The organism is Kocuria turfanensis (genome assembly GCF_001580365.1).
Taxonomy (GTDB): Bacteria; Actinomycetota; Actinomycetes; order Actinomycetales; family Micrococcaceae; genus Kocuria; species Kocuria turfanensis.
In genome coordinates this window covers 640,686-656,369 of the sequence record NZ_CP014480.1, presented here as the reverse complement: position 1 = coordinate 656,369, position 15,684 = coordinate 640,686, and the positions used below count along the sequence as shown (strand labels likewise).

General features: G+C 73.7%; 14 protein-coding genes. 11 read left to right on the top strand and 3 right to left on the bottom strand.

Going from position 1 to position 15,684, the window contains the following annotated elements; genetic code table 11:
* Window positions 1–183 precede the first annotated feature (183 nt).
* Together thrS and AYX06_RS02980 are read left to right on the top strand one after the other, a co-directional pair.
* The gene (gene thrS / locus AYX06_RS02985) at window positions 184–2,301 is read left to right on the top strand and encodes a threonine--tRNA ligase (RefSeq protein ID WP_062734326.1); all 2,118 of its coding nucleotides are present in this window, start codon (window positions 184–186) and stop codon (window positions 2,299–2,301) included.
* Entirely contained in the window at window positions 2,298–2,876 is a 579-nt protein-coding gene (locus AYX06_RS02980; RefSeq protein ID WP_062734324.1) for an HIT family protein, read from the top strand. The genes thrS and AYX06_RS02980 overlap by 4 nt, the downstream gene beginning before the upstream one ends.
* A gap of 111 nt (window positions 2,877–2,987) precedes the next feature.
* Here the strand turns inward: AYX06_RS02980 and AYX06_RS02975 are convergent, their stop codons facing one another.
* From AYX06_RS02975 to AYX06_RS02965, 3 genes are all read right to left on the bottom strand, one after another.
* Window positions 2,988–5,087, bottom strand: a complete 2,100-nt coding sequence (locus tag AYX06_RS02975; protein ID WP_062734322.1) for a M3 family metallopeptidase — start codon at window positions 5,085–5,087, stop codon at window positions 2,988–2,990.
* A 73-nt stretch (window positions 5,088–5,160) separates the two neighbouring features.
* Window positions 5,161–5,445, bottom strand: a complete 285-nt coding sequence (locus AYX06_RS02970; RefSeq protein ID WP_147017537.1) for a hypothetical protein — start codon at window positions 5,443–5,445, stop codon at window positions 5,161–5,163.
* 11 nt (window positions 5,446–5,456) lie between these two features.
* Window positions 5,457–6,176 (bottom strand): GAF and ANTAR domain-containing protein, encoded by a 720-nt coding sequence (locus AYX06_RS02965; protein ID WP_186815629.1) that lies wholly within the window; start codon window positions 6,174–6,176, stop codon window positions 5,457–5,459.
* Between the two features lie 440 nt (window positions 6,177–6,616).
* On the opposite strand from AYX06_RS02965, the gene AYX06_RS02960 reads away from it, so the two are divergent.
* The 9 genes from AYX06_RS02960 to secF all read left to right on the top strand — a co-directional run bounded on the left by AYX06_RS02960 (window position 6,617) and on the right by secF (window position 15,651).
* Window positions 6,617–7,924: a Mur ligase family protein gene (locus AYX06_RS02960; RefSeq protein ID WP_062734314.1), complete on the top strand. Its 1,308-nt coding sequence runs from the start codon at window positions 6,617–6,619 to the stop codon at window positions 7,922–7,924.
* Window positions 7,925–7,935: 11 nt separating this feature from the next.
* On the top strand, window positions 7,936–8,658 hold the full coding sequence (locus tag AYX06_RS02955) for a type 1 glutamine amidotransferase (RefSeq protein WP_062734312.1): 723 nt from the start codon (window positions 7,936–7,938) through the stop codon (window positions 8,656–8,658).
* Window positions 8,659–8,919: 261 nt separating this feature from the next.
* Window positions 8,920–9,681 carry a YebC/PmpR family DNA-binding transcriptional regulator gene (locus tag AYX06_RS02950; RefSeq protein WP_062734308.1) on the top strand — a complete coding sequence of 254 codons (762 nt, stop codon included), beginning with the start codon at window positions 8,920–8,922 and terminating at the stop codon, window positions 9,679–9,681.
* Between the two features lie 26 nt (window positions 9,682–9,707).
* Window positions 9,708–10,304 (top strand): crossover junction endodeoxyribonuclease RuvC, encoded by a 597-nt coding sequence (gene ruvC, locus AYX06_RS02945; RefSeq protein WP_062734305.1) that lies wholly within the window; start codon window positions 9,708–9,710, stop codon window positions 10,302–10,304.
* 97 nt (window positions 10,305–10,401) lie between these two features.
* Window positions 10,402–11,043 carry a Holliday junction branch migration protein RuvA gene (ruvA, locus tag AYX06_RS02940; RefSeq protein WP_062734303.1) on the top strand — a complete coding sequence of 214 codons (642 nt, stop codon included), beginning with the start codon at window positions 10,402–10,404 and terminating at the stop codon, window positions 11,041–11,043.
* A 26-nt stretch (window positions 11,044–11,069) separates the two neighbouring features.
* Complete coding sequence (gene ruvB, locus AYX06_RS02935; protein ID WP_062736847.1) at window positions 11,070–12,167, top strand: Holliday junction branch migration DNA helicase RuvB; 1,098 nt, start codon at window positions 11,070–11,072, stop codon at window positions 12,165–12,167.
* 100 nt (window positions 12,168–12,267) lie between these two features.
* Window positions 12,268–12,717, top strand: a complete 450-nt coding sequence (yajC, locus tag AYX06_RS02930) for a preprotein translocase subunit YajC (RefSeq protein WP_062734301.1) — start codon at window positions 12,268–12,270, stop codon at window positions 12,715–12,717.
* 91 nt (window positions 12,718–12,808) lie between these two features.
* Window positions 12,809–14,632, top strand: coding sequence for a protein translocase subunit SecD (gene secD / locus AYX06_RS02925; RefSeq protein ID WP_062734299.1), 1,824 nt, complete (start codon window positions 12,809–12,811; stop codon window positions 14,630–14,632).
* Window positions 14,632–15,651, top strand: a complete 1,020-nt coding sequence (gene secF / locus AYX06_RS02920; protein WP_186815630.1) for a protein translocase subunit SecF — start codon at window positions 14,632–14,634, stop codon at window positions 15,649–15,651. Before secD ends, secF begins: the two co-directional genes overlap by 1 nt.
* Window positions 15,652–15,684 lie beyond the last annotated feature (33 nt).

Genomic DNA, 15,684 nt, shown 5'->3' with positions numbered 1-15,684 from the left:
GGTCCCGCCGGGCCGAGGGCGCCGGACGCGGCCGCCCCGCGGGCCGGCCCGGCCTCACCGCCCCACCGGTCAGCACCGCACCGGACGGGTACCATCGATGCAGTGCGCGCCGCCCGCCGGTGCCGCTGCCTCGTGCCCCCCGTACGGGTGCGTGCCGTTGCCGACCGAAGGAGACCCCTCCCCATGACCACCGCGCCGGAGCACCAGCCCGAGTCCGCACCCCTCACGATCACCGTCGACGGCGAGCAGCGCACGGTGGGGGCCGGCACCTCCGCCGCGGAGCTGTACCGCGAGGAGCGCTCCGTGGTGGTCGCCCGCGTCAACGGTGTGCTGCGGGACCTCGCCACCGAGCTCGCCGACGGCGACGCCGTGGAGCGGGTGCTGATCTCGGAGCCGGAGGGGCTCGAGGTGCTGCGCCACTCCACGGCCCACGTGATGGCCCAGGCCGTGCAGCAGCTGCACGAGGACGCGAAGCTCGGCATCGGCCCGTACATCACCGACGGCTTCTACTTCGACTTCGACGTCGAGCAGGCGTTCACCCCCGAGGACCTCAAGGCGATCGAGAAGCGGATGCAGCGGATCGTCAACTCCACCCAGTCCTTCCGCCGCCGCGCCGTGAGCGAGGAGGAGGCCCGGACCGAGATGGCGGACGAGCCGTACAAGCTCGAGCTGATCGGCCTGTCCCAGGGCCCCGGCTCGGGCGGGGACGTGGACGCCGCCGCCGAGGGCGCGTCCGTGGAGGTCGCCGCCGGGGAGCTGACGATCTACGACAACGTGGACCGCAAGACCGGGGAGACGGTCTGGAAGGACCTGTGCCGCGGCCCGCACCTGCCGGACACCAAGCTGATCGGCAACGGCTACGCCCTCATGCGCTCGGCCGCCGCCTACTGGCGCGGGTCCGAGAAGAACAAGCAGCTGCAGCGCATCTACGGCACGGCGTGGCCGTCCAAGGAGGAACTGAAGGCCTACAAGGACCGCCTGGCCGAGGCCGAGCGGCGCGACCACCGCCGGCTCGGCTCGGAGATGGACCTGTTCTCCTTCCCGGACGAGCTGGGCTCCGGCCTGCCGGTGTTCCACCCGAAGGGGGGGATCATCCGCAAGACCATGGAGGACTACTCCCGCAGCCGCCACACCGAGGCCGGCTACGAGTTCGTCTACACCCCGCACATCACCAAGGGCCACCTCTACGAGGTCTCGGGGCACCTGGACTGGTACCGGGAGGGGATGTTCCCGGCCATGCACGTGGACGAGGAGCGCGACGCCGAGACCGGCCAGCTCACCAAGCAGGGCCAGGACTACTACCTCAAGCCCATGAACTGCCCCATGCACAACCTCATCTTCCGCTCGCGCGGCCGGTCCTACCGGGAGCTGCCCCTGCGGCTGTTCGAGTTCGGGCAGGTCTACCGCTACGAGAAGTCCGGCGTGGTGCACGGCCTGACCCGGGTGCGGGGCATGACCCAGGACGACGCCCACATCTACTGCACCCGTGAGCAGATGAAGGCGGAGCTGACCACCACCCTCACGTTCGTCCTCGACCTGCTCAAGGACTACGGGCTCGACGACTTCTACCTGGAGCTCTCCACCAAGGACCCGGAGAAGTTCGTGGGCTCGGACGAGCTGTGGGAGGAGGCCACGGCGACCCTGGCCGAGGTCGCGGCGGAGTCCGGGCTGAACCTGGTGCCGGACCCCGGGGGCGCGGCCTTCTACGGCCCGAAGATCTCGGTCCAGGCCAAGGACGCCATCGGGCGGACCTGGCAGATGTCGACCATCCAGCTGGACTTCAACCTCCCGGAGCGCTTCGACCTCGAGTACCAGGCCGCGGACGGCACGCGGCAGCGCCCGGTGATGATCCACCGCGCGCTGTTCGGCTCCGTGGAGCGCTTCATGGGCGTGCTCGTGGAGCACTACGCCGGGGCGTTCCCGGCGTGGCTGGCCCCCGTCCAGGTGGTGGCGATCCCGGTGGCCGAGGCGTTCAACGACTACCTGCAGGACGTGGTGGACACCCTCCGGGCCCGCGGGGTGCGCGTGGAGCTCGACGCCGGCTCCGACCGGTTCCCCAAGAAGATCCGCACCGCCTCCAAGGAGAAGGTGCCGTTCGTGCTCATCGCCGGCGGGGAGGACGCCGAGGCGAACGCGGTGTCCTTCCGGTTCCGCGACGGCTCCCAGGACAACGGCGTCCCGGTCGGCGAGGCCGTCGAACGGATCGTGGCGCACATCCAGCGCCGGGTGAACGAGGAGCCGACGGCCGCCCTGCCCGAGGACCCCCACGCCGCCGCGGAGACGGCCGGGGTCGGGCAGTGACCGGCCGGGCGCCCGAGGGCGGACCTCCGCACCACTGGATCCGCCAGGACGAGTTCGAGATCCCGGGGGTGCCCGACAGCTTCCAGCGGCTGTGGACCCCGCACCGGCTGGCCTACGTGCGCGGGGAGGACCCGTCCGTGCGGGAGGACCCCGGGTGCCCGTTCTGCCACGGCCCGCAGCGCGCGGACGAGGAGTCCCTGATCGTCCACCGCGGCGCGCACTGCTTCGTGATCCTCAACCTCTTCCCGTACAACCCCGGGCACCTCATGGTGTGCCCGTACCGGCACGTGGCCGACCTGACGGAGCTGGGGGAGGAGGAGCTGCGCGAGCTCACGGACCTGACCCGCACCGCCGTGTCGACGATCCGCCGGGTGGCCTCCCCGCACGCCTTCAACGTGGGGATCAACCTGGGGGCCGCGGCGGGCGGGTCGCTCTCCGGGCACCTGCACCAGCACGTGGTGCCCCGCTGGAACGGGGACGCGAACTTCATGCCCGTGCTCGCCGGGACCAAGGCGATCATGCAGACCCTCGGGGACACCCGCCAGGACATCGCCGACGCCTGGCCGGAGGCCTGAGCCCCGGCCCGCCGCGTCCCGCACCGGGCCACGGCCCCGCCGGGTGCCCGGACCGCTCCGGGCACCCGGTCCCGTGCGTGATCCGTCAGGGCCTGCCCGGCCGCGGGCCGCTCAGGCCCGGTCCGGGCCCCCGGCCTCCGGGGCCGGGGCGCCCCGCCGCCGGTGCACGAACTCCTCGCGGGGCAGCAGCCCGCGCCGCTGCAGCAGGGCGCTGAGGTGCGGGCGCCGGCCCAGCAGCGCCTCCACCGCCTCGAGGGGTGCCGTCTCGTTGCCGCGGGAGAGCACCTCCTCCGCGAAGCGGCGGCCGTTCTCCCGGGTGAGCCCGCCGTGGGCGGTGAACCACCGGGCGGTGTCCGCGTCGAGGATCTCGGACCAGATGTAGGCGTAGTACCCGGCGGAGTAGCCACCGGCGAAGATGTGCTTGAAGTACCCGGTCCGGTAGCGCGGGGCGATGCCGGGCACGTCGATCCCGGCCCGCTCCAGGGCCTCCTGCTCCACGGTGCGCGGGTCGGGCAGCCGGGACGGGTCCTCGATCCCGTGCCAGGCGAGGTCCAGCCAGGTCGAGGCCAGGTACTCCACGGTCCGGAAGCCCTGCCCGTGCGCGGCGGCCTGCCGCAGGGCGGCCAGGGTGGCCTCCGGGACCGGCTCCCCGGTGCGGTGGTGCCGGGCGTAGTGCGGGGCCACGTCCGGGTGCAGCACCCACATCTCGTGGACCTGCGAGGGGTACTCGACGAAGTCGCGGGGGACCTTCGTGCCGGAGAACGAGGGCAGGTGCACGTCCGAGAGCAGCCCGTGCAGGGCGTGGCCGAACTCGTGGAAGACCGTGACCACCTCGTCCAGGGTCAGCAGCTTCGGCCGCCCGGCGGGCGGGCGGGTGAAGTTCGCGTTGTTCACGACGACGGGCCGCTGCCCGGTGAGCCGGTTCTGGTGCACGAGCGAGCCCATCCAGGCCCCGCCCTGCTTGGTTGGCCGGGTGAACCAGTCGCCCAGGAACAGGCCCACCCCGTCCCCGTGCTCGTCGGTGACCTCCCACACCCGCACCTGCGGCAGATAGCCGCGCAGATCGGGGCGCTCGGTGAAGACCAGTCCGTAGAGCTCACGGGCGGTGCGGAATATCCCGTGCTCGAGCACCGACTCCAGCTCGAAGTACTCCCGCAGCGCGGAGGCGTCCACGCGGTAGCGCTCCCGGCGCAGCCGCTCGGCCCAGAACGGCCAGTCCCACGCCTCGATCGGGTGGCCCGCGAGCCGTTCCAGCTCGGCGCGCTCCTCGAGCGCGTTGCGCACCGCGGGCCCGGTGATCCGCTCGAGCATCTCCTGCACCGCCTCGGGGGAAGGAGCCGTGCTGCCCGCCATGACGTGGTCGCCGTGGCTGCGGTAGCCCAGCAGCCGCGCCTGCTCCGCGCGCAGCCGGGCGATCCGCGCGGCCAGGGGGCGCAGGTCCGTGCGGCTCTGCGAGCCCTCGCCGTCGGGCTCGCCGGTGCCCCGGTGGACGGCGGCCAGGTGGATCCGCCGGCGCAGCGCGCGGTCCGTGAGCACCGACAGCACCGGCTGGACGGTGAACAGCGCGGGCGTGAGCAGGTAGCGTCCCCGGTGGCCGTTCTCGGCGGCCGCGGAGGCGGCGGCCTCGATGTCCGCGGGGTCCATGCCGTCCAGCGCCTCGGGGTCGTCCACCACGACGGCGGAGGCGTTGACCTCCCGGAGCAGGTCGTTGCCGTAGCGGATGCTCAGCGCGGAGAGCTCGTCGTTGACCTCCCGCAGCCGCTGCTGGTCGTCCAGGTCCAGCTCCGCCCCGGAGTTCTGGAACCAGGAGACGTACTCGTCCAGCACCCGCAGCTGCCAGGGCTGCAGGTCCGTGCGGTCCACCCGCCGGACGCGGGAGTAGAGCTCCTTGTTGAGCGTGAAGTCCGCCTTGTGCTCGGACAGCCGCGGCGCGAGCTCCTGGTAGATCCGCTGGACGCCGGCGGTGTTGTGCGCGGCGGTGAGGGTGAAGAAGACCGACTCGACCCGGTCCAGGGCCAGCCCGCCGCGCTCGAGGGCCTCGACGGTGTTCGCGAACGTGGGAGGCGCGGGGTCGGCCAGGACCGCCCGCACGCACTCCAGGTCCTGGGCCATCGCGGCCTCGAAGGCCGGCAGGAAGTGCTCCTCCCGGATGCTCCGGAAGTCCGGCAGCTCGTAGGGCAGCTCGCTGGGGCGCAGGAGGGGGTTGTCCAAGGCTCAGTCCCTGTCGGACTCGATGGGCGGGCAGGTTCGGTGGAACACCCTACCGGGGCAGCGCCGTCCCCGGTCAGTCCGGGGGCGTGCCCGGGTCCTGGGGGGCACCGGGCAGGTCCACGGAGTACGGGGCCCGCGGCGCGCCCGGCCGGAGCAGCCCGTTGGCCGCGTGCGCCAGGAGGTCGCGCTGGAAGGGCGGCAGCCCCAGGCACTCGTGCAGATAGGCGTCGACCTCCACCGCGCCGACGTCACCGCCCAGGCTGAAGTAGTCCATCCACAGCCGGCCCAGACCGACCCCGGCGCCCTCCACGGCCAGGCGCAGCAGGCGGGCCTGCTGCGCGGCTCCGTCGTCGTCCACGGGGGCGCCCATCAGAGCTCGGGGTCCGGGGCGCGCTCGAGCACCCGGGAGGCGATGCGGGTCATGGGCAGGTCCAGGGCGCGGGAGGCGTGCAGCAGGGTGATCCGGGCGCTCTGCGCGTCCGTGCCGTGGCGCTCCATCAGCATCCCGGTGGCGAGGTCGACGGCCCGGCGGTCGGCCAGGGCGGCCCGGAGCGAGGCGCTGAGCCGGTTCGGCGCCTCCGGGGCCAGGGCCGAGCCCAGCAGCGTGGCCGCGGCCTCGGCCAGCAGGCCCAGCACCTGCTCCTCCCGGGCGGTGAAGGCGTGCGGGGCGGCGGCGTAGACCTTCATCGCCCCCAGGGCGCGGTCCTGCCGCACCAGCGGCACGCTGAGCACCGCGCGGATCCCCGCGCCGGCGGCGGCCGCGGACCAGGCCGGCCAGCGCCGGTCCTCGGTGGTGTCCTCGACCCGCTGGGCCACCCCGGTGGCCCAGGCGCTGAGGCAGGGACCCTCCCCGAGCTCGTACTGCAGGGCGTCGGCCGCGTCCACGGACGCGCCGGTGGACCCGGTCGTCCTCCGCCGGCCGGCCTCGTCCAGGAGCGAGACCCCCGCTCCCGTCGCCCCGTCGACGAGCACGCACGCCGCCTCCGCGAGCCGCCGCGCCGCACCGGCGGCGCCGTCCTCGCTCAGCAGCATGCCGCTCAGCCGGGCGAAGACCATGCTCAACTCGGCCATGGGGCTCTCGGTCTCCACCCGTTCCCTCCGTCCGCAGGTTCCGACCGAGGCCCCGGGGAACCACCGCGGCCACCGGCTCCGGTCTTGGTGCATCCAGGGTACGCGCACGTCCCACCGGGCGCACCCGATCACCCGCCGGTGCCCGCCGCCGCCCGGTCGCCGCATCGTCCGGTCGCTGCATCGTCCGGTCGCTGCATCGTCCGGTCGCCGCCGGACCAGGAACGGCCGGACCACGAACCGCCGGACCAGGAACCGCCGGACCAGGAACCGCCGGACCAGGAACCGCCGGACGCCGACCGGCCGGACGCCGAAGGGCCGGGCGCGGTGGCCGGGCCGGGCGCGGTGGCCGGGCCGGGCGCGGTGGCCGGGCCGGCGCGGCGGCCGGGACCGGTTCGCGGCCCGCCCGTGGCGCCGCGACGAGCCGCCGCGCCACGGGCGGACCGTCCGCACGCCCTAGGATGGAGCGCATGTCCAGACCCCACGTGCGCCTGCTCGGCCAAGGCATCCGGTACCTGACGACCCTGCGCGGAGGCGGCTCCGCCTTCCCCGGCCTCGTGATGGAGAAGCTGCACCCCGGGTTCGTGGCGGAGCAGCTCGGGCGGCTGCCGCACGGGGTCGTGGTCGTCAGCGGCACCAACGGCAAGACCACCACCACCAAGATGGCCGTCCAGCTGCTGCGCTCGCAGGGGTACAAGGTCTTCACGAACCGCACCGGCTCCAACTTCGTGCGGGGTGTGGCGGCGGCGCTGCTGGGGGAGATGAGCCTCACCGGCCGGCTCGACGCCGACATCGCCGTGCTCGAGCTCGACGAGGCCCACGCGGTGCACTTCGTCAAGCAGGTCAAGCCCCGCCACGCACTGCTGCTCAACGTCATGCGCGACCAGCTCGACCGCTTCGGGGAGATCGACACGACCCGCCGGATGCTCGCCCAGATCGCCGCGGCCACCACGGGCACCGTGGTGCTCAACCGGGAGGACCCCCGGATCGTGTCGCTGGCCGAGCACGTCCCGGACGGCACCGACGTGCGCTGGTTCGGCCTCGCGCCGGAGCTGCGCCGCATGTTCCCCTCCGACGACGACATGCGCTCCGCCGGCGGTCCCGAGGCCGGGGAGGACCACGAGCGCGAGCTCGCCCCGCGCCCGGCCGCCGAGGTGGAGCTGACCTCCTTCGCGGCGAACCGGGTGCACCTCACGGTGGGCGGCGAGGACGTCGAGGCCACCGTGGAGCTCTACGGCGTCTACAACATCTACAACGCGGCCGCTGCCCTGGCGCTGGTGCTCGCCGTCGCCGGCCCGGACGCCGACCGCCCCGCGCTGGTGGACGAGCTGTCCCGCGTCACCCCGGCCTTCGGGCGCGGTGAGACCATTCACGTCGACGGCCGGCCGCTGCAGCTGCTGCTCGTGAAGAACCCCTCCGGGTTCCGCCTGTCGCTGGCCTCGGCCCGGCCCGGCGACTACGCCACCATGGTCACCATCAACGACGAGTACGCCGACGGCCGGGACGTCTCCTGGCTGTGGGACGTCGACTTCCACTCCCTGCGCGACGCCGGGGTGGACGTCGTCGGCGGCACCCGGGCGTGGGACATGGCGCTGCGCCTGGACTACGACGAGGTCCCCGTGCACGACGTCGTCCCCGACCTCGGCGACGCACTGCGGCGCTTCGTGGCCGCCGCCGGCGACCGGCCCATGCGCGTCTTCTGCACCTACACGTCCATGCTCGAGCTGCGCCGGGAGCTGTCCCGCGTGGCCGAGGTCGCCGAGATCTGAGCGGAGCCCCCATGACCGACCGCACCGTCCACCTCGTCCAGCTCTACCCCCGGGACATGAACATCTACGGCGACTGGGGCAACACCCTGACGCTCAAGCGCCGGCTGGAGAAGTACGGCTACGCCGTGCGGCTGTCCGACCACGACCCCGGGGACCCCTTCCCCGCCGACGCCGACCTCCTCGTGGGCGGCGGCGGGCAGGACTCCGGGCAGTTCCGCGTCCAGGAGGACCTGCAGCGGATCGCCCCGGAGCTGCGCGCGATGGCCGCCGACGGCGTGCCGATGCTGGCGATCTGCGGGCTCTACCAGCTCTTCGGCCACGAGTTCCGCACCGGCGCCGGGCAGACCCTGCCCGGGATCGGGATCCTGGACCTCACCACGGTGGGCGGGCCGACGCGCCTGATCGGCAACATCGTCCTGGAGTCCCCGGAGTTCGGCACCGTGGTCGGCTACGAGAACCACTCGGGGATCACCCGGCTGGGCTCCGGGCAGGCCCCGCTCGGCACGGTGCGCAAGGGCGCCGGCAACAACGGCGAGGACGGCACCGAGGGCGCGCGCATGCACCACGTGGTGGCCTCCTACCTGCACGGGTCGATGCTGCCGAAGAACCCCGCCGTGGCCGACCACCTCATCCGGGCCGCGGTGGAGCGCCGGTTCGGGACCTTCGACGCCGAGCCGCTGGACGACACGCTCGCCGAGCGCGCCCGGGAGGTCGCCGTGACCCGTCCCCGCTGATCCGTCCGCCCTGCACCGTCCACACCGTCCGGGCCGGCCGGTTTCCGCCGGCCGGTTCCCCCAGGCCCGTTGTCGCCGGCCGGTTTCCGCCGGCCGGTTTCCGTCGGTCGCCGGGAGCGGGCGGCGCCGCACCCGGTAGGATGGAGCAGGACTTTTCCGGCCCGTCCCCGCCTGCCGCCCGGACGGGCCGCCCCGGGACGGCGGCCGGCGGCTCCCGAGCCCCGAGCACGACGTCCCGTCACGACTTCCGAGGAGGAACGCATGTCAGGTCACTCCAAGTGGGCCACGACCAAGCACAAGAAAGCCGCGATCGACGCCAAGCGCGCCAAGGCCTTCGCCAAGTACATCAAGGGCATCGAGGTGGCCGCGCGCATGGGCGGGCCCGACACCGCGGGCAACCCGGCCCTGGACCTCGCCGTGTCCAAGGCCAAGAAGAACTCGGTGCCGGTGGCGAACATCGACCGCGCGATCAAGCGCGGCGCCGGGCTGACCGGCGAGGTCGTCGACTACACCGAGATCCTCTACGAGGCCCGCGGCCCGCAGGGCACGGCCCTGTACATCGAGTGCCTCACGGACAACAAGAACCGCGCCGCCTCCGAGGTGCGCGTGGCCGTGACCCGCAACGGCGGCACGATGGCCGACTCCGGGTCCGTGGCCTTCCTCTTCGAGCGCAAGGGCGTCGTGGAGGTCACCCGCACCGACGGGCTCACGGAGGACGACGTCCTCATGGCCGTCCTGGACGCGGGCGCCGACGAGGTCGTGGAGCAGGAGGAGGTCTTCGAGGTCGTCTCCGAGGCCACCGACCTGCCCGCGATCCGCGCGGCCCTCGACGAGGCCGGGCTCGAGTACAACAACGACGACCCCCAGTTCCGCCCGAGCATGCTGGTCGAGCTGGACGCCGAGGGCGCCCGGAAGTTCCTGCGCCTGGCCGAGGCCGTCGAGGAGCTCGACGACGTGCAGAACGTGTACTCCAACGCGGACATCCCCGCCGAGGTCCTCGCCCAGCTCGACACCGAGGACTGACCACGGCCACGCAGCGGATCCTCGGGGTGGACCCCGGACTGACGCGGTGCGGGTTCGGCCTGATCGACATGGCCGGCAACCGCACCGCGTCCTTGGTGGACGTCGGCGTGGCCGGCACGGACGCCGCCGACCCGCTCGACGTGCGCGTGCTGCGGATCTGGGAGGCCACCGAACGGTGGATCGAGCGCTACCGCCCCGACGCCCTGGCCCTGGAGCGGGTGTTCGCCCAGACCAGCGTGAACACGGTGATCGGCACCGCCCACGCCTCCGGGGCCGTCATCGCCTCGGCCGCCCGCCACGGGGTGCCGGTGGCCTGGCACACCCCGTCCGAGGTCAAGGCCGCGGTCACCGGCGAGGGGCGGGCCGACAAGGCCTCGGTGGCCCGCATGGTGGTGCGGATCCTGCGGCTCGAGGAGGCGCCCCGGCCCGCCGACGCCGCCGACGCCCTGGCCATCGCCATCTGCCACGGCTGGCGCGGTGGCGGCACGGGCGTGGACGCCACCGCCCGCACCGAGACGCACCAGGGCGCCCGCCCCCTCGCCGCCGCCCGCTCCGGGATGACCCCGGCGCAGCGCGCCTGGGCCGAGGCGGAGGCGCGGGCCCGCCGGGGCGGGCGCGGCTGAGTCGGCGGCCCCTGCTAGAGTGGCGGCGAGTCGTCATTCGTAGATTTGTTCGAGCAACCGTTCCCGGCCCCGCCGGGGCACGGGAAGGAGGCGCGCGGTGATCGCGTCCATCACGGGACAGGTCGAGCACGTCGGCCTCACCACCGCCGTCGTGGCGGTGGGCGGCTTCGGCGTCCAGGTCCAGGCGACCCCCGAGACGCTGTCCGGGCTGCGGATCGGGGGAGAGGTCCGGCTCGACACGGCGTACGTGGCCCGCAAGGACGAGTCCCCGCTGCTCTTCGGCTTCCGCAGCCCCGCCGAGCGCGAGGTCTTCGAGATCATGCTCGGGGTCAGCGGCGTCGGCCCCCGCACCGCCCTGGCGGTGCTCTCCGTGCTCGGCCCGGACGACGTCCACCGGGCCATCGCGCAGGGCGACGCCAAGGCGTTCACGGCCGTTCCCGGCATCGGCCCCAAGGGCGCCCGCCGGATCGTGCTGGAGCTGGCCGACAAGCTGATCGTCCCCGACCGCCCCGCCCCGGCCGCCGCCGCGCCCGTGGAGCCCTGGCGGGAGCAGGTGCTGGAGGCCCTCGTGGGGCTGGGCTGGAACGAGAAGGACGCAGCCCGCGGCATCGCCGACGCCCTCGCCGGCCGCGAGGAGCTGGGCGCCTCCGGGGACGTGCCCGCCATCCTGCGCACCGTGCTCGCGTGGCTCGGCGCCGCCAAGGCCGGTGCCCGCACCGGCGCGGAGCGGGGGGCCTGAGCGTGGCCCGCGAGGACGGCGCCGCCGTGAACGCCCGCGACCGGCTCGTCTCCCCGGCCGACGAGCCCGACGAGAAGCAGCTCGAGTCGGCCCTGCGCCCGGCCAACCTGGACGAGTTCGTCGGGCAGAAGCGGGTGCGCCGGCAGCTGTCCCTGGTGCTGGAGGCCTCCCGGCTGCGGGGCCGCTCCGCCGACCACGTCCTGCTCTCGGGCCCGCCCGGGCTGGGCAAGACGACCCTCGCGATGATCATCGCCGAGGAGATGGGCGCGCCCCTGCGGATCTCCTCCGGCCCGGCCATCCAGCACGCCGGCGACCTCGCGGCGATCCTGTCCTCCCTCACCGAGGGGGAGGTGCTGTTCCTCGACGAGATCCACCGCATGTCCCGGCCCGCCGAGGAGATGCTGTACATGGCCATGGAGGACTTCCGGGTGGACATCGTGGTCGGCAAGGGCGCCGGCGCCACCTCCATCCCGCTGGACCTGCCGCCCTTCACCCTGGTGGGCGCCACCACCCGGGCGGGCCTGCTGCCCGGCCCCCTGCGCGACCGCTTCGGCTTCACCGGCCACCTGGAGTTCTACTCCGTGGAGGAGCTCGAGCTCGTGCTGCGCCGCTCGGCCGGGCTGATGGACCTGGCGATGACCGCCGAGGGCTTCACCGAGGTGGCCTCCCGGTCCCGGGGCACCCCCCGCATCGCCAACCGGCTGCTGCGCCGGGTGCGGGACTGGGCGCTCGTGCACGGCATCGACCGGATCGACGCCCGCACCTCCTCCGCGGCCCTGGACATGTACGAGGTGGACGCCCGCGGTCTCGACCGCCTGGACCGGTCGGTGCTCGAGGCGCTCGTGACGAAGTTCGGCGGGGGGCCGGTGGGCCTGTCCACGCTGGCCATCGCGGTGGGGGAGGAGACCGAGACGGTCGAGACCGTGGCCGAGCCCTACCTGGTCCGCGAGGGCCTGCTCGGGCGCACGCCCCGGGGACGGATCGCCATGGCGGCCGCCTGGGACCACCTGGGCCTGGCCGTCCCGGAGCACGCGGCGTTCCAGGACCCCGGTCTGCGGGCGGCCTTCGGCGCGGCGGCGAGCCCGGCCGCGGACGAGGACGCCCCGCCCCTGTTCGAGGACTGATCCGCGGCCGCCGCGCGGATCCGCCGGTGGACGTCCAGGACGCTCGGGGTTCCATCACCTACCATGGGACGGACACCCACCACCGATCGAACGGAAGTCCGTGAGCTCGCTCCTCCTCACCCAGTCCCTCTCCGCCCAGGCCGCCCAGCCCACCGGAGGCGGCACCTCCTGGCTGCTGCCGTTCATGCTCGTGGCCCTGGTGCTGCTGGTCTGGCTGCCCATGCGCCGGCAGAAGAAGGCGATGGCCCAGGTCAAGGAGAAGCAGGCGGCCATGGCCCCGGGCACCGAGGTCATGACGAACTACGGCCTCTACGGCACCGTCCGCTCGATCGACCGGGACGCGAACAAGGTCGTCCTGGAGATCGCCCCGGGCACCGCCGTGACCGTGCACCTGCAGACCGTCACCACCGTCGTCGAGGAGGCGGCCCCCGCCGCCGGCACCGCGGCGCCGGTCGAGCCCGGGGTGCGCGACGCCGACGGCACCGGGTCCGGTCCGGTCGACCCGCTGGACGACGACTCCCGGCGCGATCCCGGACCGCGCAACGACTGATCCCCCCTTTCGGGGCGACGGGCCGACCGCTGGTCGGCCCGTTCCCATGAGCAGGCCCGGGACGCCCGGGCCGTGGTGCGTAAGGAAGACCATGGCACTGACCACACGCAAGACCTCCGGCGCTCCCGCCGCCCCCGGGCGGGGCGGGGGGAGCACCGCGCCGGCGCGCTCCGGCGTGCGGGCCGCCCTCTCGGGCGCGCGCCGCTCCCTGATCGGGCTGCTCGTCCTGCTGGCGCTGCTGGGCGGGCTCCTCGCCTGGGGCGCGGGCACCGACCGCACCGGGTGGGGGCCCAAGCTCGCCCTCGACCTCGAGGGCGGCACCCAGATGATCCTCTCCCCGTCCCTGCAGGGCGAGGAGGCCGGCCAGGAGGTCACTCCCGAGCAGCTGGACCAGGCCGTGGAGATCATCCGCCAGCGCGTGGACGGCTCCGGCGTCGCCGAGGCCGAGATCGCCACCCAGTCCGGCAGCACCATCGTGGTCTCCATGCCCGGGGTGCCCTCGGCCGAGACCCGCGAGCTGATCCAGACCTCGGCGCAGATGAACTTCCGTCCCGTGCTCACCACCGCGGCCGCCGAGCCCGTGCCCGAGGACCAGCGCGTGCCCGAGGACGAGCTGCCCGAGCCCGCCGCCGAGCCCGCCGACTCCTCCGACCCCAACTGGATCACCCCGGAGCTGTACCAGCAGTTCGAGGAGACCGACTGCACCGCGCCGCAGTCCCCCGAGGAGCGCGAGGCCCAGGACGCCGACGCACCCGTGGTCGCCTGCGAGCCCGAGACCGGGACCAAGTACCTCCTGGGCCCCGTGGAGATCCAGGGCACCGGGATCGAGGACGCCTCCTACGGGACCGCGCAGAACTCCCAGGGGGCGTCCCTGAACCAGTTCGCCGTGAACCTGCAGTTCGGCCCGGACGCCACCGAGCGCTTCCGGCAGCTCTCGGAGCGCCTCTACGGCATCGGCCAGTCCACCCCCGAGGACCCCCGCAGCCAGTTCGCCATCCTGCTGGACGGCCAGGTGGTCTCCGCCCCGCAGATGAACGCGGTGATCTCGGACGGCCAGGCGCAGATCACGGGCAGCTTCACCGAGGAGCAGGCCCGCTTCCTCGCCGAGCAGCTGAAGTACGGGGCGCTGCCGATGAGCTTCGAGATCCAGTCCGAGCAGCAGATCTCCGCGACCCTGGGCGCCGACCAGCTGCGGATGGGCATCATCGCCGGGATCATCGGCCTGGTGCTGGTGTGCGTGTACTCCCTCTTCCAGTACCGGCTGCTGGGGCTCGTGACCATCAGCTCGCTCGTGGTCGCCGGCGTGCTCACCTGGCTGGCCATCAGCCTGCTGGGCTGGTCGGCGAACTACCGGCTCTCCCTGGCCGGCGTCGCGGGCCTGATCGTGGCGATCGGCCAGACCGCCGACTCCTTCATCGTCTACTTCGAGCGCATCCGCGACGAGATCCGCAGCGGCCGCTCCATCCCCGCGGCGGTCGACCACGGCTGGCGGCGGGCCCGGCAGACCGTGCTCGCGTCGAAGGCCGTGAACCTGCTGGCCGCCGTCGTGCTGTACTTCGTGGCGGTGGGCAACGTGCGCGGCTTCGCGTTCACCCTCGGGCTGACCGCGATCGCGGACCTGCTCGTGGTCTTCCTGTTCACCCACCCCGTGATGGTGCTGCTCGCGCGCACCCGCTACTTCGGCGGCGGCGGCACGCACTCCGGGCTGAACCCCGAGGCCCTGGACGCGGTGCCCCTGTACCGCGGCGCCGGGCGGCTGCGCGAGCCGGGGACCGGCGACGGGCTGACCATCGCCGAACGGCGCAGCCGTGCGGCGGAGGGGATCCCGCCGGACCGGCCCGGCGAGCCCGCACCGCAGGACGCCCCGGTCGGCGCCTCGTCGTCCTCGGCCCGCACCCCCGAGGAGAACGCCTGATGTCCCGGTTCGCTGATTTCGGCAACGCCCTGCACAGCGGGCGCACCTCCTACCCCTTCGTGGGGCGGGCGAAGCTGTGGCTGACGATCGCCGCCGCCCTGGTGGGGCTCTCCCTGCTGGTGCCCGTGGCCAAGGGCGGGTTCAACCTCGGCATCGACTTCACCGGTGGCTCCGAGTTCACCGTCTCCGCGGTGGCCGAGCCCGAGGTGGAGACCGGCCGCGAGGCCGTCGCGGCGTCCTCGGACGCCGCGGAGGTCGAGGTCACCAACATCGCCCCCGGCACGATCCGGGTGCAGACCGAGCAGCTCGACGACGACGAGACCCTCGCGGTCAAGGACGCCCTGGTCGAGGCCTACGGCGTGAGCGAGGACGAGGTGACCTCCACGTTCGTCGGACCCACGTGGGGCGCCGGCGTGACCCGGCAGGCGCTGCAGGGACTCGTGGCGTTCGTGGTGCTGGCGACCGTGCTGATGGCCCTGTACTTCCGGACCTGGAAGATGTCCGTCTCGGCGATCGCGGGCATGATCGCGTCCGTCGCGATCACCGCCGGGGTCTACTCCCTCGTGGGCTTCGAGGTCACCCCCTCCGCGGTCATCGGCTTCCTCACGGTGCTCAGCTACTCCCTCTACGACTCCGTGGTGGTCTTCGACAAGGTCCGGGAGAACACCGAGGGCCTGCTCGACGGCACGGCCCCGCCCGAACGGGCGGGGCGGCGGTTCTCCGACCAGGTGAACCTCGCCGTGAACCAGACCCTGGTGCGCTCCATCAACACCTCCGTGGTCGGCATCCTGCCCGTCGGCTCGATCCTGTTCATCGGCTGGCTCGTGCTCGGCGCGGGCACGCTCAAGGACCTGTCGCTGTCGCTGTTCGTCGGCATCATCGTGGGCACCGTCGCGACCCTGTTCGTGGCCTCGCCGCTGTACGCGCTGCTGCGCTCCCGGGACGCGGACGTGCGCGAGCAGGAGGCCCGGGCGGGCGCCCCGGCCGAGCGTGCCGCCGAGGAGGCCGCGGCGCACTAGACTGAGGTCCACCGCAGGGCGGACCGCGCAGCC